This window comes from Burkholderia sp. MSMB2157WGS (assembly GCF_001532755.1).
Classification (GTDB): domain Bacteria; phylum Pseudomonadota; class Gammaproteobacteria; order Burkholderiales; family Burkholderiaceae; genus Burkholderia.
Window position 1 is genome coordinate 288,905 of sequence record NZ_LPJG01000053.1, and the last position, 19,831, is coordinate 308,735.

At 69.0% G+C, this 19,831-nt stretch carries 18 protein-coding genes; 4 read left to right on the forward strand and 14 right to left on the reverse strand.

All coding sequences use genetic code 11. The features are described from left to right. Window positions 1–62 precede the first annotated feature (62 nt). Complete coding sequence (locus tag WT53_RS30890) at window positions 63–926, forward strand: SDR family oxidoreductase (RefSeq protein WP_060262681.1); 864 nt, start codon at window positions 63–65, stop codon at window positions 924–926. 275 nt (window positions 927–1,201) lie between these two features. Continuing rightward, window positions 1,202–1,600 (forward strand): cupin domain-containing protein, encoded by a 399-nt coding sequence (locus tag WT53_RS30895; RefSeq protein ID WP_034209128.1) that lies wholly within the window; start codon window positions 1,202–1,204, stop codon window positions 1,598–1,600. Between the two features lie 28 nt (window positions 1,601–1,628). Here WT53_RS30895 and WT53_RS30900 read toward each other — a convergent pair whose 3' ends face one another. From WT53_RS30900 to WT53_RS33730, 14 genes are all read right to left on the reverse strand, one after another. After that, entirely contained in the window at window positions 1,629–2,531 is a 903-nt protein-coding gene (locus tag WT53_RS30900) for a GNAT family N-acetyltransferase (protein WP_060262683.1), read from the reverse strand. A gap of 196 nt (window positions 2,532–2,727) precedes the next feature. After that, window positions 2,728–3,915 (reverse strand): M20 aminoacylase family protein, encoded by a 1,188-nt coding sequence (locus WT53_RS30905; protein WP_060262639.1) that lies wholly within the window; start codon window positions 3,913–3,915, stop codon window positions 2,728–2,730. A 69-nt stretch (window positions 3,916–3,984) separates the two neighbouring features. Further along, entirely contained in the window at window positions 3,985–5,442 is a 1,458-nt protein-coding gene (locus tag WT53_RS30910) for an aldehyde dehydrogenase family protein (RefSeq protein ID WP_034209126.1), read from the reverse strand. Then, window positions 5,439–6,716: an FAD-binding oxidoreductase gene (locus WT53_RS30915; protein ID WP_034209125.1), complete on the reverse strand. Its 1,278-nt coding sequence runs from the start codon at window positions 6,714–6,716 to the stop codon at window positions 5,439–5,441. Before WT53_RS30915 ends, WT53_RS30910 begins: the two co-directional genes overlap by 4 nt. A 137-nt stretch (window positions 6,717–6,853) precedes the next feature. Continuing rightward, entirely contained in the window at window positions 6,854–8,179 is a 1,326-nt protein-coding gene (locus WT53_RS30920) for an FAD-binding oxidoreductase (RefSeq protein ID WP_034209124.1), read from the reverse strand. A 2-nt stretch (window positions 8,180–8,181) separates the two neighbouring features. After that, on the reverse strand, window positions 8,182–8,916 hold the full coding sequence (locus tag WT53_RS30925; protein WP_034209123.1) for a cupin domain-containing protein: 735 nt from the start codon (window positions 8,914–8,916) through the stop codon (window positions 8,182–8,184). A gap of 126 nt (window positions 8,917–9,042) precedes the next feature. Continuing rightward, window positions 9,043–9,474 (reverse strand): helix-turn-helix domain-containing protein, encoded by a 432-nt coding sequence (locus WT53_RS30930; RefSeq protein WP_034209122.1) that lies wholly within the window; start codon window positions 9,472–9,474, stop codon window positions 9,043–9,045. A gap of 23 nt (window positions 9,475–9,497) precedes the next feature. Continuing rightward, window positions 9,498–10,775 carry an FAD-binding oxidoreductase gene (locus WT53_RS30935; RefSeq protein WP_034209121.1) on the reverse strand — a complete coding sequence of 426 codons (1,278 nt, stop codon included), beginning with the start codon at window positions 10,773–10,775 and terminating at the stop codon, window positions 9,498–9,500. 194 nt (window positions 10,776–10,969) lie between these two features. Further along, on the reverse strand, window positions 10,970–12,844 hold the full coding sequence (locus WT53_RS30940; RefSeq protein WP_034209120.1) for an ABC transporter ATP-binding protein: 1,875 nt from the start codon (window positions 12,842–12,844) through the stop codon (window positions 10,970–10,972). Beyond that, window positions 12,844–13,803 (reverse strand): ABC transporter permease, encoded by a 960-nt coding sequence (locus WT53_RS30945; protein ID WP_060262641.1) that lies wholly within the window; start codon window positions 13,801–13,803, stop codon window positions 12,844–12,846. The genes WT53_RS30940 and WT53_RS30945 overlap by 1 nt, the downstream gene beginning before the upstream one ends. Before the next feature lie 31 nt (window positions 13,804–13,834). After that, on the reverse strand, window positions 13,835–14,788 hold the full coding sequence (locus WT53_RS30950; protein WP_034209118.1) for an ABC transporter permease: 954 nt from the start codon (window positions 14,786–14,788) through the stop codon (window positions 13,835–13,837). Window positions 14,789–14,867: 79 nt separating this feature from the next. Further along, window positions 14,868–16,451, reverse strand: a complete 1,584-nt coding sequence (locus tag WT53_RS30955) for an ABC transporter substrate-binding protein (RefSeq protein ID WP_060262644.1) — start codon at window positions 16,449–16,451, stop codon at window positions 14,868–14,870. A 429-nt stretch (window positions 16,452–16,880) separates the two neighbouring features. Continuing rightward, entirely contained in the window at window positions 16,881–17,549 is a 669-nt protein-coding gene (locus tag WT53_RS30960) for a haloacid dehalogenase type II (RefSeq protein ID WP_034209116.1), read from the reverse strand. A gap of 64 nt (window positions 17,550–17,613) precedes the next feature. Continuing rightward, window positions 17,614–17,859, reverse strand: a complete 246-nt coding sequence (locus tag WT53_RS33730; RefSeq protein WP_156444603.1) for a hypothetical protein — start codon at window positions 17,857–17,859, stop codon at window positions 17,614–17,616. 150 nt (window positions 17,860–18,009) lie between these two features. Between WT53_RS33730 and WT53_RS30970 the strand changes: the two genes are divergently transcribed. Together WT53_RS30970 and WT53_RS30975 are read left to right on the forward strand one after the other, a co-directional pair. Continuing rightward, complete coding sequence (locus WT53_RS30970) at window positions 18,010–18,870, forward strand: GNAT family N-acetyltransferase (protein ID WP_060262646.1); 861 nt, start codon at window positions 18,010–18,012, stop codon at window positions 18,868–18,870. A gap of 12 nt (window positions 18,871–18,882) precedes the next feature. After that, a complete protein-coding gene (locus WT53_RS30975) occupies window positions 18,883–19,809 on the forward strand; it encodes a glyoxylate/hydroxypyruvate reductase A (protein WP_060262648.1) in 927 nt (308 codons plus the stop codon). Window positions 19,810–19,831: the final 22 nt, after the last annotated feature.

The following is a 19,831-nucleotide window of genomic DNA, read 5'->3' on the forward strand; positions in this document are numbered from 1 at the left end:
ATGAGTGGATCACCTAATTTACGTGGGCAGTCCATCCCATCGTTACCTCAGGAGTGAACATCATGACCATTCTCGTTACCGGCGCTACCGGCCGCGTGGGCCGCCAGGTCGTCCGTCAACTCGTCGATCGCGGCGTCGACGTGCGCGTGCTGGTGCGCGATCCGGCCAAGGCCGATTTTCCGGCGGCCGTGACCGTCGCGCAGGGCGACATGCTCGACGTCGATGCACTGCGGGCGGCCTTCTCCGGCGTGCGCACGCTGTTCCTGCTCAACGGCGTCGCGGGCGACGAATTCACGCAGGCGCTGATTGCGCTGAACCTCGCCCGCGAAGCGGGCATCGAGCGCGCCGTCTATCTGTCGGTCCTCCATGCCGACCGCTTCGTGAACGTGCCGCACTTCGCGGTGAAATCCGGCGCGGAGCGGATGATCGAGCAGATGGGGTTCAGCGCGACGATCCTGCGACCCGCGTATTTCATGGACAACGAATCGATGGTCAAGGACGTGATCGTCGGACACGGCGTGTACCCGATGCCGATCGGCGGCAAGGGCGTCGCGATGGTCGACGTGCGCGATATCGCCGAAGTCGCGGCGATCGAGTTGATCCGCCGCAACGACGCGCCGGGCAAGCTGCCGGTCGAAACCCTCAACCTGGTCGGGCCCGACACGCTGACCGGCCCGCAACTGGCGTCGATCTGGTCGGACACGCTCGGTCGGCCGGTTGCGTATGGCGGCGACGATCCCGCGCCGTTCGAACGCAATCTGGCGCAGTTCATGCCGAAATGGATGGCCTACGAAATGCGGCTGATGGCCGAGCGCTACGTCAGCGACGGGATGGTGCCGGAGGCCGGCGACGTCGAGCGGCTGACCGCGATCCTCGGTCGCCCGCTGCGGACGTATCGCGACTTCGCGGCTGCGCTCGCGCGTTGAGTGAGATGCCGAGCGTTCATGCGTCGGGCGGCGGCGCAGGCGATCGCCGGGCCGTCGAACCGGCCGCGCCCGGCCGGTTCGTCCATTTGGCCGCCATGCAGTCGCCAGCGACGCGGCCACGCGGTGGCGTCGCCGCGTGCGCGGCGGATTGCGCGGCGTCCGCACGTCCGGCAGCGAAGCGGCGCCGTCAATATAATCGGCTGGTCCTGCCGATCGGCGCCCGGCAGTCCGCCGGTTTCGATTTCGACTGCGTACAACAGCCCACTGGAGAAGAGATGACCTTGCCCGCCCTTCCGTTTGCCGAATCGTTCGACCTCGAAGCCGCCTTCGCCGACGTATCCGAATACTGGTCGCCGAAGGTCGTCGCGCAGGTCAACGATCAGTACGTGAAAGTCGCGAAAGTACGCGGCCAGCTCGTGTGGCACGACCATGCGCACGAAGACGAGCTGTTCTTCGTCGTGCGCGGTCACCTCAGGATCCAGTACGAAGGCGGTCGCGTCGCCGACGTGCCCGCCGGCTCGATGCACGTCGTGCCGCGCGGCACGCAGCACAATCCGATCGCCGACGACGAATGCTGGATCGTGCTGATCGAGCCCGTGCAGACCCGGCACACCGGCGACGTTCAGTCGCCGCTGACGCGCACGATCGACGAGCAACTGGGCCGCGCGCGCTGAATGCGTCGGGTGCGGCGGCGGCCGACGGCTACAACATCGCCTGACTGACCAGCCCGTACAGTCCGACTGTCGGATCGGCCGCACCGCCGTGCGCGGCGGCCGGCGCATGGCGAACCATCTTCGAACAGGTATCCACCTGTTTCAGTCCCTGTTCGCTCAACCAGTCCGGCAGACTACTCCCGTCGGGCACATCGATACGCACGAATTCGCCGTCGCGTTTCGTCAGCCAATAGCCGATCAGCGCTTTCGCGCGCGCATCGTCGCTCGAACGCGGCGCGACCACCGGCCCGATCACGTCACCGCGACCGAAGCGCCGCAGCACCGAAAACCCGACGATCTCGCCGTCGCGCTCGAGCACCACGCTTTCTCCCCGCGTCTGCAACGCGGACAGCAGCGCGTCGCGTTCGAGGCCGGACGCACGCGCGTCGAGTTCGACCAGGCGCGGCCAGTCGGCCGGCGAACCGGCACGCAGCCGCTCGCCGTCGGGCACGGCAATCGCGGCGGGTCGATCCACGTTGCCCTGATATTGGCCCAGCGATCCGCACACGGTGAACCCCAGTTTCTCGTAGAGCGGCCGACCGGCCGGCGTCGCGTGCAGAAACGTGATGCGCGTGCCCAGTTCGTCGAGGAGCGTCTCCATCAGTTTTCGGCCGATGCCCCGGCCCTGATGCGCGTCGGAGACGATCACATGCCCGATCGCCGCGCGGTCCGCACCGTACTTCCAGCACATCGCCGTGCCGATGACCACGCCGTTTTCCTCGGCCGCGAACGCGGTCGACGTTTCAGCGGAAAACTGCCAGTCTTCCGCCCGGAACGGCCAGCGAAGCGCGCTGGAAAGCGCATGGGCGGCGGGGACGTCCGCCGCGGTGAATCTGCGGTAGCGAAGCGCCGACGTCGCGCCTTGCTCCTTCGCTTCAGGTTCCTGGTTCATCAAGTAGTCCTGTCGAATAATGTAGTCGTGCAACACGGCACGTCGGAAAAAATACGCGGCGATCACATCGAAGCGACGATGGATTGCACGGTTCTCGCCGGCTGGCCTGGGCGCACGACGATCCGGAAGCACGCGTGCCCCGGACGCGGCACCCGATCGACCTGACGTCCACCGGTTTCCACACCGCCCCGACGCATCACGGCGATCGCGCGAAGTAATGCTGCGCCAGCGCGACCCAATAGCGGACGCCGGCCGGAATGATGTCGTCGTTGAAGTCGTATTTCGGGTGGTGCAGCGCCGGAGAGGCCGCGCCGTCCCGCGCATTGCCGATCAGCACGTAAGCACCCGGCCGCTCCTCCAGCATGAAGCCGAAGTCTTCGGACGTCATGTTCGGCGGCACGTCGCGCTCGACGCGCGCGTCGCCGAACGTGTCGCGAATCACCGCTTCGCACAGCGCCGTCTCGGCCGGCGTGTTGACCGTCGCCGGGTAGTACTGGAAAAACTCGACGTCGACCTGCGCGCCATAGGCCCCCGCGAGCCCCTCGCACGCGAGCCGCACGTCGCGCTGCAGCTTCTGCTGCAATGCCGACGACAGCGTGCGGATCGTGCCGCGCAGCTCGGCGGTGTCGGGAATCACGTTGTCGGTCGTGCCCGCATGGAACATGCAGACCGAAATGACCGCGGGATCCACCGGGTCCTTGTGCCGCGCGGCGATGGTCTGGCACTGCAGCACCATCGAGCACGCGAGCGGTACCGGATCGATGCCCAGATGCGGCTGCGCCGCGTGCGCGCCCTTGCCCGTCACCGTGATCCTGAAGCGCGAACCCGCGGCCATGATCGGGCCGGTGCGCAACCCGAAATGCCCGGCCGGCAGACCGGGCCAGTTGTGCATGCCGAATACCGCTTCCGTCGGGTATTGCTCGAACAGCCCGTCGTCGATCATCCGGCGCGCGCCCGCGCCGCCCTCTTCGCCCGGCTGAAACACGAAATGGACGGTGCCGGGCAACTGCGGCAGCGCCTTCAGCACGCGCGCGGCGCCGAGCAACATCACGGTATGGCCGTCATGGCCGCACGCGTGCATGATCCCGTGCGTGCACGATGCATGCGCGAAGTCGTTGGCTTCGTGGATCGGCAATGCGTCGAGATCGGCGCGCAGCACGATGCCGCGGCGCGGATCCGCGCCGGGCAGGCTCGCGACCACGCCCGTGCCGCCGAGCCCGCGCGACACCGCATAGCCGAGCGCCTCGAGCTCGCGGGCGACGACGTCGGCCGTCCGGTGTTCTTCGAATCGCAACTCGGGATGCGCATGCAGGTCGCGGCGCAGTTTCGCCCAGTGCGCGTGATGCGCATGCAGCGACGAGTCGGGGATGACGGGGTTGTCCAATTTCGGTACCTCAGGCATGTAGCGGGCTTCCAACTGTACTGCGTGCGCGGATCGCGCGCAGCGGCTGCGTCAGTCGTAAAAGCCGACGATCGACTTGATCTCCATGTATTCCTCCATCCCTTCGATTCCGTACTCGCGGCCGTTGCCCGACTGCTTGTAGCCGCCGAACGGCGCCTGAGGGTCCCATGCCGGGTAGTTCAGATGCACCTGCCCTGCGCGGATGCGGGCGGCCACCGCGCGTACGCGCGCCTTGTCGGTGCCCTGCACGTGCGCGCCGAGCCCGTAGACCGTATCGTTCGCGATGGCGATCGCTTCGTCGACAGTGTCGTAAGGCAGGATCGCGAGGACCGGGCCGAAGATCTCCTGCTGCGCGATCGCCATGTCGGTGCGCACGTCGGAGAAAATCGTCGGCCGCGCATAAAAGCCGCGGTCGAGACCCGCGGGCCGGCCCGGGCCGCCGGCGATCAGCTTCGCGCGTTCGTCGATGCCCACGTCGATCATCTGCGCAACCCGCCCGAACTGCGCGCGATTGGCCAGCGGCCCGTGCGTCGTGGCCTCGTCGAACGGATCGCCGACCACGAGCGTTTGCATCGCCGCGACGGCCAGCGCCTCGACCGCGCCGAGCGCGTCGCGCGGCACGATCATGCGGGTCGGCGCGCTGCACGATTGCCCCATGTTGCGGAACGCGGCGGCCACGCCGGGCGGGATCGCACGCGACAGGTCCGCATCCGGCAACACGACGTTCGGCGACTTGCCGCCGAGTTCCTGCGCGACGCGCTTGACGGTCGGCGCGGCCGCCTGCGCGACGAGCACGCCGGCGCGCGTCGATCCGGTGATCGACACCATGTCGACCGCCGGGTGCGACGAAAGCGCGGCGCCCACCGTCTCGCCGCTGCCGCTCACGAGATTGAACACGCCGGCGGGCACGCCCGCATCGGCGAGCACTTCCGCGAACAGCAGCGCGCTGAGCGGCGACAGCTCGCTCGGCTTCAGCACTACCGTGCAGCCGGCCGCGAGCGCCGGGCCGACCTTCGCAGTGATCTGGTAGATCGGCCAGTTCCACGGCGTGATCAGCGCGCACACACCGATCGGCTCGCGCGCGATCGCGGTCGTCCCGCGCCGCTCGACGAACGGGTAGCGCGCGAGGTTTTCGCGTGCGACGCGGATATGTTCGGCCGCGAGCGGCACGTGCGCGCCGCGGGCATAGCCGATCGGCGCGCCCATCTCCAGCGCGAGCGCGGTCGCGAACAGCTCGGCGCGCTCCAGCATCAGCGCATGCACGCGGTCGAGCAGCGCCGCGCGTTCCTGCGGTGAAGTCGCGGACCAGCGTTCGAACGCTTGGCGCGCGGCCTGCACCGCGCGGTCGGCGTCGCGCGCGTTGCCGAGCGGGATCTCGCACAGCGTGTCTTCGGTGGACGGGCTGACGACCGCGAACCGGTCGCGGCCGTCCGGCAGCACCCAGTCGCCGTCGATGAAGAAACGATCCAGCCGGCCGGCTTGCATCAGGTGAACAACGGGGGAATTCATTGCAGCGTGTCCTTGAGTCGATACCAGGCGCCGACGAACGGCAGGAACCAGGGTTTGCCGAAGTGGCCCGGAATCGCGGGCCAGTCGAAATCCTTCCACGGGTTGATGTCGGCGCGTCCGTCCATGATCTCGGCCATCAACGTGCCCATCAGCGTGGCCATGTGCGTGCCGTGGCCGCTATAGCCCATCGAGTAGTACACGCCGTCGCGCTCGCCCGCGCGCGGCAGCCGGTTGGCCGTCATGTCGACCATCCCGCCCCAGCAGTAGTCGATGCGTACGTCGGCCAGCTCGGGAAACACGGCGGCCATCTGCTGCCGCAGGATCGCCCCGCTTTTTTCGTCGGAGCGCGGATTCGACGCGGCAAAACGCGCGCGCCCGCCGAACAGCATCCGGTTGTCGGGCGTGACGCGAAAGAAATTCACGAAGTTCTTCGTGTCGGTGACCATCCGGCGCGTCGGCAGCAAGCGATCGAGCAGGTCGTTCGGCAACGGCTCGGTGACGATGATGAACGCGCCGACGGGCACGATCCTGCGCCGAATCCAGCCGAACGGCCCGACCTGCGAAATGCCGCTCGCGAGCAGCACCTGGCCCGCGCGGATCTCGCCGAGCGGCGTACGCACCGCGTAGGCGCCGCCCGCTTGCCGCTTCAGGTCGAGCACCGGCGCATGCTCGAGAATATGCGCGCCGCGGGCTTGCGCGGCGCGCGCGAGGCCGCGCACATAACGGCCGACGTGCATCCCGGCGCTCTTGCCGAACAGCAGCCCGCCGTGATATCGGTTCGAGCCGATCTCGTCGCGCAGTTCGGCCTTCGTGATCAAGCGCGTGTCGGGGTCCACGCCCGCCGCGAGCAGCGCCTGACTGCGCACGAGCTTGTCGTAGTGCTCGGGCTTCGCCGCGAGCTTGAGCTTGCCGCGGCGCACGAAATCGCAATCGATCGACTCCTCCCTGACCAGCCGCTCGACCGTGTCGACGCCCGCGTCGAACGCGAGATACAGACGATTGGCCAGTTCCGTGCCGATGCGCTGCGACAGCGACGCGTAATCCTGCGCGAAGCCGTTGTTGCACATGCCGCCGTTGCGTCCCGATGCCGCCTGCCCGACGGTGCCCGCCTCGCAGACGATCACGCGCGCACCCTTCTTCGCCAGCGCCAGTGCGGCCGCCGAGCCCGTGATCCCGCCGCCCACCACCGCCACGTCGCAACTTCCGCCGGGCAACGCCGGCGAGCGGCTCGCGAACGGCTCCGACGTATCGAGCCAGTAGGAACTGAAACGCATCAGAAACTCCCAAGCTGTCCATCGCACCGCGCTTCCACGCTGCCGAACGATCGCCGCGCCGATCCGGCCGCTCGCTCGCGATCCGGATCGAAGCGCCGCGTCGGGAGGCGGCCCCGCATCGGTACGACGGCCTTGCACTAGAAATCCGCGACCTTGCCCCATGCGGACTCGCTGAACCGGCCGGGCCGGTACGGCGTCGGGTCGACGAACGGTTGCGCACCGGACGCGAGATCGGCGATCAGGTGCCCGGCCCCCGGCCCGATCCCGAAGCCGTGCCCGGAAAACCCCGCCGCGAGGATCAGCCCCGGCACGCCCGGCACTTCGCCGATGCCCGGCACGCCGTCCGGCGTGCTGTCGACGTACCCGGCCCATGCGTGCGTGATCTTCGCGTCGCGCAGTTCGGGCAACAGTTCGGCCGCGCGGCGATACGTTTCGGCGACGGTCGGCATGTCGGGCTTCGGATCGAGAATGCGTACCGCTTCCATCGGCGTCGGCGCATCGAGCCGCCAGCGCTTCAGCGTTTCATGGCCGCCGCGCACGCCTTCGAGGCCGCCCGGCAGCAGGTTGCGCCAGCGCTTCGCGAACATCGGCACGAATTGCGGCGCGAAGCGCAGGAACTGCGGCGTCAGGTCCACGCGCGCGCGGCCGCTGATCGCCAATGCGTAGCGTCCGTCGCTGCGGCGCGTGATGGACACGCCGGACGTGTACATCGCATCCGGCAGTGGCGTTTCGACGGGCGACACGCTCAGGATCGACTGACGGATCGATGCCTGCGGAAACCGGATGCCGAGCTGGCGGCAGAACGACGACGCCCATGCGCCGCCGGCCATCACGACCGTCCGGGTCTTGATGACGCCGGCCTCGGTGACGACGCCGGCGACGCGGCCGCCTTCGAGCTCGATGCCGCGCGCCGCGCAGTGCTGATGGACACTGCCGCCCAGCTTGATCAGCGCGGCGGCCACGGCCGGCGCGGCCTTGCCTGGATCGGCCGTGCCGTCGGTCGGCGAGAACACGCCGCCCTTCCACTGTCGCCCGGTCGCGCGTCCGCGCTCGGCCGCCTGCTTGCTGTCGAGCATGTAGGTGGTCACGCCCGCGGTCTTCGCGAATTCGCCCCAGCTCGCCCAGCGGGACAGCTCGGCCTCGTCGTTGCTGAGATACAGCAGCCCGCAGCGATGAAAGCCGGTATCTTCGCCGGATTCGGCGGCGAAGCGTTCCCACAGATCGATGCTCTTGCTCGCCATCGGCAACTCGCGCGCGTCGCGGTTCTGCTGCCGGCACCAGCCCCAGTTGCGGCTCGACTGTTCGGCGCCGATGCGCCCTTTCTCGACGAGCGCGACCGATATACCGCGGCGGGCGAGATAGTAGGCGGTGAAGACGCCGATGATGCCGCCGCCGATCACGACGACGTCGGCCGCGGCCGGCGGCGTGGACAAGGTTTCGATATGGCGCAGCGGAGGGGACATGCTCAGTCTCGTTCGGTGGAGGGTTTGACGTTCTGCATCACGTAGAACTTCGCCACGCGTTCGCTGCTTTCCCACCCGATCGCCGCGCCGCGCGGCACGAACAGCGCGTCGCCGGTACCGAGCGACGCCACGCTACCGTCGGGCGCCGCGAACCGGACGCCGCCGTCCAGCAGGAGCATGAACTCGTTCGCGCGATGCGGCCTGACGATCCGGTGATACGGCGTCGAATCCCATGTGCCCGCGCAGTACCCGGCGCCGTCGTCGGTGAACACGTTGTCGCTGCGGCATTGCGGCGCGGGGCCGAGCAATACCTCGGCCGGCAGCGTGGCGGACGGCTTGAAGTCCGCGTCGGCGCGCAGCGCAAAGACGCCGCGTTTCGTCGGTTGCGCGCACGCTGCCGCGCAGAACATCAGCAGCACCGGCGATTGCGCGGCGATGCGCAGCGCCGTGCCGCAGCCGATGACGGCGCCCTGTCCCGGGCCGACCACGAGCGGTGCGGCCCCGGCCGCTTCGAGCGTCAGTTCGCCCTGGACGACGACGAGGGTTTCGATGTGCGGAAAATTCGCCACGTCCAGTTCGCCCGCGAAGCCGATGCGCCCCGCGGCCATCGCGTCGGGGCCTTCCCACGCGATCTCGCGATGCGACGCGAACGGATCGCTCGCCCCGAACGCCTGCTGGCGGAACGCGGTGGAAGAAGGTGCGCCGTCGGCCCGGTGCAACACGAAAACTGCGGTCATTTCTGCTCCTGTGCAATGCGTGACGGATTCGTTCGGAAGCTGTCACGCGATATCGGAAATCGTCGTTGGCCGGCGCGCCTGCCGGACCTCCTCAGCGGGGCACGTCGTCCATGTCCATGCCCGTGCTTACGCCGCGTGATACGACGCATCGCGGCGTTCGCTGCGCACGCGCGTCGACGGCGCTCGCACCGGCGCGCCGCCCGTGCGGGCGACCACGTAGTCGCGCGGCGTGATCCCGAGCACGCGCCGGAAATGCCGGCACAGATGGCTCTGATCGAAGAAGCCGACGTCGGTCGCGACGACCGACGGCGCAAGACCGGCGCGCAACAGGTCCTGCGCCCGCCGTACCCGCACGAGACACAGATACCGGTGCGGCGACAGCCCGGTTTCGCTGCGAAAGCGCGCGGTGAAACGCGACACGCTCAACCCGGCGACCGCCGCGAGCGTATCGAGGTTCAGCGGTTGCGCGAACGACGCGTCGATCGTGCGCAGCACGTCGCCGATCGCCGGCGAGACGGGCCGCGCGACACGCGGCGAGCCAACGAATTGCACTGTCATGTCGAATTCTCCCGGCGCTCGCTTCAATGCAGGAAATCCTGCATCCGGTAATACGCGCCGACGAGCGGCAGGAACCACGCGTGCCCGAAATGGCCCGGTATCGCCGGCCATTCGAGCTCGCGCCACGGGTTCGACGCGGCCGCGCCATACAGCACGTCGGCCATCACGCGGCCCATGTGCACCGACATCTGCACGCCGTGGCCGCTGTAGCCCATCGAGTAATAGAGCCCGTCGTGCTGGCCCGCGCGCGGCAGCCGGTCGGCGGTGATGTCGACGAGGCCGCCCCAGCAGTAGTCGAGCCGCACGCCGGCCAGTTCCGGGAAGTAACCGGCCATGCCGGCGCGCAGGACGTCACCGCTCTTCGCGTCGGAGCGCGGGCTCGACATCGCGAAACGCGCGCGGCCGCCGAACAGCAGCCGGTTGTCGGGCGTCACGCGGAAGTAGTTGCCGATCTGGCGCGACGTCACGTACGCGCGGCGATGCGGAAACAGCCGGTTCAACTGCGCGTCGGGCAGCGGCTCGGTCACGACGATGAAGCTGCCGACCGGCGCGATGCGTCGCCGGAACCACGCGAACGGCCCGTGCTGCGACGCGCCGGTCGCGACCAGCACGCGATCGGCGACGAGCGTGCCGCGGGTGCACGTGACCCGGTGGCGCTCGCCGTCGAGCCGGTCGAGCTGCGTGACGGCCGCGTGCTCGTAAACGCGTGCGCCGGCACGCACGGCCGCTTGCGCGAGCCCGACGCCGAACTTGCCCATGTGCATCTGCGCGCCGTTGCGCTGCAGGAGCCCGCCGTAAAAACCGTCGGATGCGATTTCATCGCGGATCCGCGACGGCTCGATCAGTTCGATGTCCGGATCGACGTCGCGCCGCAACGCGTCGAAGGTTTTTTCGAGCCCCGCGAAATGTTGCGGCTTCGCGGCGAGCTTCAGCTTGCCGGCGCGCCGGAAATCGCAGTCGATCGCCTGTTCGGTCACGATCGCCTCGACGCTCTTCACCGCGCTTTCGTACGCGAGATAAAACTGCTTCGCCTGCGCGGCGCCGATGCGCGCGGCGAGCGACGCGTAGTCCTGCGCGACGCCCGTGTTGCACTGGCCGCCGTTGCGGCCGGACGCTTCGCTCGCGACCTGCGCGGCTTCGAGCACGACCACCGAGACGCCGCGCTGCGCGAGCGCGAGCGCCGCCGACAAGCCGGTGAAGCCGCCGCCGATCACGACCACGTCGGCGCGCCCTTCGACGGGGCCGACGCTACCGGCGCGAAACGCGGGGCGAGTATCCAGCCAGTACGATTCCAGTTTCATCGGATCCTTTGTGCATGCCGGCAACGACGATCGGCAACCATTCAATGCGAATCATTTAACCACTGGCAAAAACCGCAGTTGCCGCGTATTCGCGCGCGGCACGCGCACAAATCGCCGTTTTGCGCGACCGCCGCGGCACACTATGCGGCGGGCCGTCCACCGCACCGCGCGATGAACGGTTCGCGCGGTGCGCACTACAGCTGCACCGGCGTGACGCCGGCGGAAACCGGCTCCGCCTGGAAGCGCGCGAGATCTTCCTCGCTGCGATGGCACAGCACCTGCGCGCCGTTGCCGAGCGTGCGCAGCGACGGGGCCGTCCGGTTGCACACGCCGTCCACGCGCATCGCGCAGCGCGCCAGGAACGGACACAGCTCGGCCTCGTTCTCGCGCTCGCCGATCGGCACCAGCGGCCGGTGACAACGCTCGGCCGCATCGTCGAGCCAGCCCGCGCGCAACTCCGGCGCGGACGACACAAGCAAGTGCGAATACGGGTGATAAGGCGGTGCGCACAGCGCGTCGCGGCTGCCCGTCTCCACGCGGCGGCCCGCATACAGCACGACGATGTCGTCGCTGATCGCGCGCACCTTCGCGATGTCGTGCGTGATGAACACGTACGACACGCCGAGCTTCGCCTGCAGGTCGCGCAACAGCTCGATGATCGCGGCGCCCACCACCGTGTCAAGCGCCGACGTGACCTCGTCGCACAGGATCAGGTCGGGCTCGGCCGCGAGCGCACGCGCGAGATTCACGCGCTGCTTCTGTCCGCCCGACAGCTCGCCGGTACGCCGCGCGGCCACCGCCGGCGGCAGCCGCACGAGCTCGAGCAATTCCGCGACGCGCTGGCGTGCCCGCGCGCCCTTGATCCCGTGGTAGAACGCGAGCGGCCGTGCGAGCGTGCGCTCGACGGTATGCACCGGGTTGAGCGCGGTATCGGCGTTCTGGAACACGATCTGCACGCGCCGATGCTGCTCCTTGGTGCGCTTGCCGATATCGCGCGCGAGCGGCACGCCGTCGAGCAGGATTTCGCCGCCGGTCGCCGGCACGAGGCCCGCGATCACCTTCGCGAGCGTCGTCTTGCCGGAACCCGATTCGCCGATCACGCCGACCGTCTGCCCACGCCCGATGCGCAGGTCGACTTCATGCAGGATCACCTTCGCGGGCCAGCCGTTCGCGGTGCGGCCGCCGTAGCCGGCGATCGCGCCGCGCATGTCGAGCAGCGGCGCCGGCGCGACCGGCTCGGGTGCGCGCGCCGGCGCGCCGCGTTCGGCCTCGTTCGGCGTGACCGCCGCGATCAGGCTCTGCGTGTACGGGTGCGTCGGCGCATGCAGGATCTGTTCGGTGTCGCCCGCCTCGCGGATCACGCCGTCGCTCAGCACGACGATCCGGTCGGCCATCTGCGCGACCACGGCCAGGTCGTGCGACACGTACACCGCGCTCATCCCGTAGCGCCGGATCACGCGCTTGAACGCCTGCAGCACGTCGATCTGCGTGGTCACGTCGAGCGCGGTGGTCGGCTCGTCGAGGATCACCAGCTCCGGATCGGTGATCAGCGCCATCGCGGCCATCAGCCGCTGCAGCTGCCCGCCCGATACCTGGTGCGGATAGCGCTTGCCGATCGTCTCCGGCTCCGGCAGCGCGAGCGCGCGAAACAGCTCGATCGCCTTCGCCTGCGCGTCGCGCTTCGTCATCGTCTTGTGGATCAGCGCGCTCTCGATCACCTGGTCGAGAATCGTGCGCGACGGGTTGAACGCGGCAGCCGCGCTCTGCGCGATATACGCGACCTTACGGCCGCGCAGCGCGGTCAGCGCTTGCGCCGACAGCTTGCACACGTCGGTGCCGTCGACCTTCACCGAGCCGCCGGCGATCCGGCATCCGGCGCGCGCATGGCCCATCAGCGACAGCGCGATCGTCGTCTTGCCGGAACCCGATTCGCCGATCAGCGCGAGCACCTCGCCGCGCCCGATCTCGAAGTCGACGCCGTGGACGATCGTCGTTTCCTCGCCGCCCGGCCGGCCGCCGACCACGCGCAGCCCGCGCACCTCGACGAGCGGATTCGATTCGTGTCGCATCAGTGTCCTCCGGCGGCGCCGGCCGCGCCCTTGCGGCGGCCGCGATGCGGCAGACCGTCGATCATCAGGTTGACGCCCACCGTCAGGATCGCGATCGCGACCGCGGGCATGATCGCGACGGCCGAGCCGTCGCCGAGGCTCGCGATGTTCTCGCGCACGAGCGAGCCGAGGTCCGCATACGGCGGCTGCACGCCGAGCCCGAGAAAGCTCAGGCCGCTCAGCAGCAGCACGACGAACGTGAAGCGCAGCCCGGTGTCCGCCAGCATCGGATGGATCATGTTCGGCAGCATCTCGACGCACGCGATGTACAGCGCGCTTTCGCCGCGCGCCCTGGCCACCTGCACGAACTCGAGCGTGCTGATGTTGATGGCCAGCGCACGCGCGATCCGGTACGAGCCGGGCATGTAGCTGACCGCGGCGGTGAGGACCAGCAGCGGCAGCGACGAGCCGAACGCGGCGACGAACATCAGCGCGAACATCTTCGACGGAATCGACGTGAGCGCGTCGAGCAGCCGGCTCATCGTCTCGTCGACCGCGCGGCCCGACACGGTCGCGAGCAGCCCGAGCGTCGTGCCGGTCACCGCGGCGAGCAGCACCGCGGCCAGCGCGAGCAGCACGGTCAGCCGCGTGCCGTACAGGATCCGGCTCAGCATGTCGCGGCCGAGGAAGTCGGAGCCGAACGGCAGCTTCGCGCTGAACGGCGCGAACACGTCCGGCGTGACGATCGCGCCGACGTCGTGCGGCGCGAGCAGCGGCGCGAACACCGCGACGAACAGCATCAGGCCGGCCATCGACAGGCCGACGCGGCCGCCGGCGGTCAGTCCGATGCGTGCGCCGCGGCGCTTGCGCGGCTGGTCGGGGGACGGCGCGGCGGGCGGCGTCGCGCCTCCCCACGGCGAGCGCGGCTCGCCTGACGGCGGCAGCGCGCTGCTGCGATGAACGGGGTCGGTCGGGTGCATGGGCGGCATCTCGGAAGGTGGACGGGGGCGCTCAGGTCCGCAGTCGCGGGTTCGACACGATCGAGCACAGGTCGGCGAACAGCACGAGCGTCAGGTAAGCGACGCAGAAGATCAGCGTGCACGCCTGGACCAACGGGAAATCGCGATTGCTGACGGCGTCGACCATCAGGCTCGCGAGGCCCGGATAGTTGAAGATCGTCTCGACGACGATCACGCCGCCGAGCAGATACGACAGGCTCAACGCGATCGCGTTGGCGATCGGGCCGATCGCGTTCGGCAACGCGTGGCGCAGCACGACGCGCGCGGGGCTCGCGCCCTTGAGCACGGCCATCTCGACGTACGACGCGCTCAACTGCTCGATCACCGCGGCGCGCGTCATGCGCGCCATCTGCGCGATCACGACCGCGCACAGCGTCAGCACCGGCATCGCGTACGCACGCAGGAAATCGTGCAGGCTGTCGATCGGGCCGCCGTACGACAGCGCGGACAGCCAGCGCAGCTTCACCGCGAACACGAGCACGGCGACCGTCGCGATCAGGAATTCCGGCGTCGCGACGAGCGACAGCGTGCCGAGGCTGATCACGCGGTCGATCGCCGATTCGCGCCTGACCGCCGCGAGGATCCCGAGCAGCAGCGCGATCGGCACCGACACGGCGGTCGTGATCGCCGCGAGCGCGAGCGACTTCGGCAGGCGCCCGCCGATCAGCTCCGACACCGGCATGTCGCCGGACAGCGACCGGCCGAAATCGCCGTGCAACAGCCCGGCGAGCCAGTGCACGTAACGCACGTGCGCCGGCATGTCGAGACCGAACTGCTGGCGCAGCGCGGCGACCGTCTCCGGCGTCGCCGACTGGCCGAGCGCGGCCTGCGCGGCGTCGCCCGGCAGCAGGTTCGTGATCGTGAAGATGATCGCGGACACGATCAGCAGCGTCAGCGCGGTGACCGCGATGCGCCGGCCGATCAGCCCGATGAGAATTCGGTTCATGGAGCGTCACTCCCGAAAAAACCGCGCGTGGCCGGCGCGGTGATCCGCACCGGCCGCGCGACGGCGGCCAGCGACAACGTCATGCGTTCCACCACACGTTCTCGGCGAACATGAAGCCCATCATCCCGCCGGTCGGAATCGAACCGAGGCCAGCGAGCCGCTTGTCGTATCCGTCGAGGAAGCTGATGAACGCCGGAATGCCGACCCGGCCCTGCTGCGACACGATCGCCTGCATGTCGCCGTACATCTGCTTGCGCTTCGCGTCGTCGGTTTCCGAGCGCGCGGCGAGGAGCAACTGATCGAACTTCGCGTTCTTCCAGCCCGACTCGTTCCACGGCGCATCCGACTTGAAGAACTGCGTGAACAGCACGTCGGCGCTCGAGCGCGGGTTGATGTTGCCGAACGTGAGTGGGTGCTTCATCCAGTGATTCGACCAGTAGCCGTCGGGCGACGCGCGGTTGACCTGCAGGTTCAGCCCGATCTTCTGGCCGGCCTGCTGCAGCAGCACGGCCATTTCGATCGACCCGTTCGCGTCGGAGGTCGCATAGATCGGCGGCAGCGTGGCGCCGAGCGCCCCCGCCTTCTGGAGCAGGAATTTCGCCTTGTCCGGATCGTGCGGCCGCTGCGGCAGCGATGCGTTGAAGTAGCGATGGCCCGGCGGAATCGGTTGATCGTTGCCGATCACCGAGTAGCCGCGGAACACCGCCGAGCGGATCTGCTCGCGATCGAACAGGTACTTCATCCCTTCGACGAAATCGGGATTCGCGACGATCGGGTTGTCGGTGCGCGCGATCAGGTCGGTATAGAGGCCCGACTTGGTTTCCTTCAACGCGTAGCCCGGCGTCGACGAGACCCGCTGCGTCGAACGCGGATCGATCGCGTTGATCAGGTGCACGTCGCCCGACAGCAGCGCGTTCAGCCGCGCGGCGCTGTCGCTGATGCCGATCAGCTCGATCTCGTCGAGATACGGCCGGCCCGGCTTGAAGTAGCTGTCGTTGCGCACGCCGACGGTCGATACGCCCGGCTTGAACGATTTCAGCTTGTACGGGCCGCAACCGATGCCGGTCGAGAAGTCGGTCGTGCCGTCCTTGACGATCACGAGCTGCGGCGTCGCGAGGATCACCGGCAGATCGGCGTTCGCGCTCGCGAGCGTCAGCGTGACTTCGTCGGGGCCGGTCGCCTTCGCGTCGGCGAACTGCTCGGCGAGCGGCTTGACCTTCGACGCGGTGGCCGGGTTCTTGTGGCGCATCAGCGAATACACCACGTCGGCCGGGCCGACCGGCTTGCCGTCGTGGAACGTCACGCCCTTGCGCAGCTTGATGATCCAGGTCTTCGCATCGGTCGTCTGCAGCGACTCGGCGAGGTTCATCTGCGGCGTCAGGCTCGCATCGAGCTGCGTGAGGCCGCTGTAGAACATGAAGAAGCGCGTGTAGTCCGCGCCGGTCGAGCCCTTGGCCGGGTCGAGCGTGTCGGCCGTCGAGCCGGATTCGTTCGCGACCCGGATCTTGCCGCCGCGCTTCGGCGCGGGCGCGGCGAATGCCGCGTCGGGGGTCATCAGCAGTCCGCCGGCACCGGCGGCCATCATGCCGCCCGCCGCCATGACCTTCATCATGTCGCGGCGCGTGAAGCCGCCCTTGCCGTCATTGTCGATATCGTCGCTCATCCGAACTGCTCCTGACTGTGGGAAGTGGGTCCAAGGGTCCAGCGTGGTTGTTCAATCTCGCCGCGCCCGCTTGCTGGTGGCGGGTACGACGTCGTTCACATGCAATTCATTTAAGCATCGCCAAAATGGCGGTTGTCCCGATTCGAGGCACCCTCACGATACGAATCGACCGTTTTGGGTAGCCTGCGCAGCATGATTTGCTGCATGCGCCGGGGACTGCCGGCGCGTGCCGGCCGCATGCCGACGCGCGTGAAAGTTCAGAGGATTGTTCGCCGGCATCGACGCGCTCATCCCGAACGCGCGGCGCGAATGCGCGCAGGCTGGCGCGACGTGGCGACGCCGGCAGCCTGCCGCCTGCGCGGAATTTCCCCGGGATCGCGACGGGCGGCGACATGGTGTGCGCGACACCGCACCGGGGAAACGCGTCGCTTACAACCCGAGCTGCGTCGCGAGCTGGCCGATGTCCGACACTTCGTAATAGTTGTAGAACGGCGTGCCCGGCTCGTGGCCGCGGTTCACGAACGCCTTGTGCTTGATGCCGAGATCCTCGGCCGTCATCAGGTCGTAGCGCAGGCTCGACGACACGTGCAGCACGTCCTCCGGCTTGCAGCCGAGCTTGTCGAACATGTATTCGAAGCCCTGCATCCGCGGCTTGTACGATTGCGCCTGCTGCGCGGTGAACACGGCGTGGAACGGCGCGCCGAGCTTGTCGACGTTGCTCATGATCTGGTCGTCCATCGCGTTCGACAGGATCACCAGCTTGTACTTCGATGCCAGCCGCGACAGCCCGGCCGGCACGTCCGGGTGCGGCCCCCAGGTCGGCACCGCATGATAGAAAAGCTCGGCCTCGGCTTCGTCGAACTTCACGCCGAGCCGCGCACAGGTGCGACGGACCGCGTTGACCACGACGTCGCGGTACGGCTTCCACGCGCCGAGCACCTCGTCGAGCCGATAGGCGGCGAACGCGCGCACGAATGCTTCCATCGCGGCCGGCGACAGCCGGTCCGCATAGATTTCCCGCGCCGTCTCGGCCATCCGGAAATGGGTCAGCGTGCCGTAGCAGTCGAAGGTGATGTACTTCGGTTCAAACTGGATCATGGTGACGTCCTGTCGGTGTGAAGCCCCGGCAGGGCCGGGGATGGCTGGGTTCAACGAAATTGAATCAGGGCAAAAAGTCGTTCGCGCATCGTTCGGCGCCGCTCAAAACGCAGAATCGCCGCGTGTTGCCCGCCACATGCAGCACGATCTGCGGCGCGATCGGGCACGGCGCGGCGCGGCCGGCCGATGGGCGCCGCGCTACCGCAGCGGGCTCGCCGCCGGTGCGGCGCTTCGGCGGCAGCGGCGGCGTGCATTCATCGTAGTGGCATTCCACAGCACGCGTGACCGGATCGACGTGCCGCGCCGGCACGATCCACGCGTTCGTTCGCGCCGATCGCGCCGGTTTGCATCGATCTCGCGGGCGCGCCCGCCGCCGCCGGAAAACAGGCGAATCGTCCTATCCGTGCCGCCACCGCGCTGGCAGAGTGAACGGATCGTTCCCACCCATCCGGAGTCCGGCGTGTCCGACCTCAATCCTTCCCGCACGCTCATCTATCGCCCGTTCGCCGAAGCCGACCTGCCCGCCGCCCATCGCCTGTCGGAGGCGGTCAAGTGGCCGCACCGGCTCGACGACTGGCGCTTCGCGTTCCAGCTCGGCGGCGGCTTCGTCGCCGAAGACGAAACCGGCGTCGTCGGTACCGCGCTCGGCTGGCGCTTCGGCGAATCGCACGCGTCGCTCGGCATGGTCATCGTGTCGCCCGAACGCCAGGGCTGCGGCATCGGGCGCGAGCTGATGACCCGCGTGGTCGACAGCCTCGGCACGCGGACCATTTTTCTGCATGCGACGCCGGCGGGCGAGCCGCTGTACGCGAAATTCGGCTTCGAGGCGATCGGCACGATCGACCAACACCAGGGCGCGGCGTTCCAGCCTCCGCTGATCTCGCTGCCGCCCGGCGAGCGCCTGCGCCCGCTCGGCACCAACGACGGGCCGCGCCTCGCCGCGCTCGCGTCGCGCGCGGCCGGCTACGAACGCGGCGCGGTGATCGACGCGCTGCTCGACGTCGCGAACGGGATCGCGCTCGATCGCGACGGCGAACTGCTCGGCTTCGCGCTGTTCCGCCGGTTCGGCCGCGGCCACGTGATCGGCCCGGTGATCGCGCCGGATGCGCTGCGCGCGCAAGCGCTGATCAGCCACTGGCTCGCGCTGCACGAAGGCATGTTCGTGCGGCTCGACGTACCGGGCGACAGCGGGCTGTCCGACTGGCTGCAGGGGCTCGGGCTGCCGCGCGTCGACACCGTCGTCGCGATGGCGCGCGGCGCGACGCCCGAACGCGACCCCGCGCTGCGCGCGTTCGCGATCGTGAACCAGGCGCTCGGCTGAACGGAGCGCACGATGAGCTTTCTCTACAAGGCCGACCCGGTGCGCGGCGCGCAGTGGGCGGCGCGCTTCGCGCAACAGGCGCCGGATCTGCCGTTCCGGATCTGGCCGGACCTCGGCGACGCCGAAGCCGTCCGCTATCTCGCCGCATGGCAGCCGCCGGACGATCCGGTCGCGCTGCTGCCGAATCTCGAAGTCGTGTTCTCGGTCGGCGCCGGCATCGACCAGTTCGACCTGTCGCGCGTGCCTGCGCACATCCCCGTCGTGCGGATGATCGAACCGGGCATCGTCGAAGGGATGGTCGAATACGTGACGCAGGCCGTGCTGACGATCCATCGCGACCTGTTCGACTACGCGGCCCAGCAGCGCGACCAGGTGTGGCGCGAGCATCCGGTGCGCGCGGCCGCGTCGCGGCGCGTCGGCGTGCTCGGGCTCGGCATGCTCGGCCAGGCGGTGCTCGACACGCTGCGGCGCTTCGGTTTCCCGTGCGCCGGCTGGAGCCGCACGCTGCGCACGCTCGACGGCGTCGACTGTCATGCAGGCGATGCGGCGCTCGACGCGTTCCTCGCCCGCACCGACATCCTGATCTGCCTGCTGCCGCTCACCGACGGCACGCGCGGGCTGCTCGGCGCGCGCGTGTTCGACGCGCTGCCGGCCGGCGCGTCGCTCGTGCAGGTCGGGCGCGGGCCGCAACTGGATTCGGCGGCGCTGCTCGCGGCGCTCGCGAGCGGCCGCCTCGACAGCGCGATCCTCGACGTGACGGATCCCGAACCGCTGCCGGCCGGCCATCCGTTCTGGACGCATCCGCGCATTCGCATCACGCCGCACATCGCCAGCGCGACGCGGCCCGACACCGCGGTCGACGCCGTGCTCGCGAACCTCGCCCGCCATCGCGCGGGCCAGCCGATGATCGGCGTCGTCGATCGCGCGCGCGGCTACTGACGTGCACGCCCGGCCCGTCGGG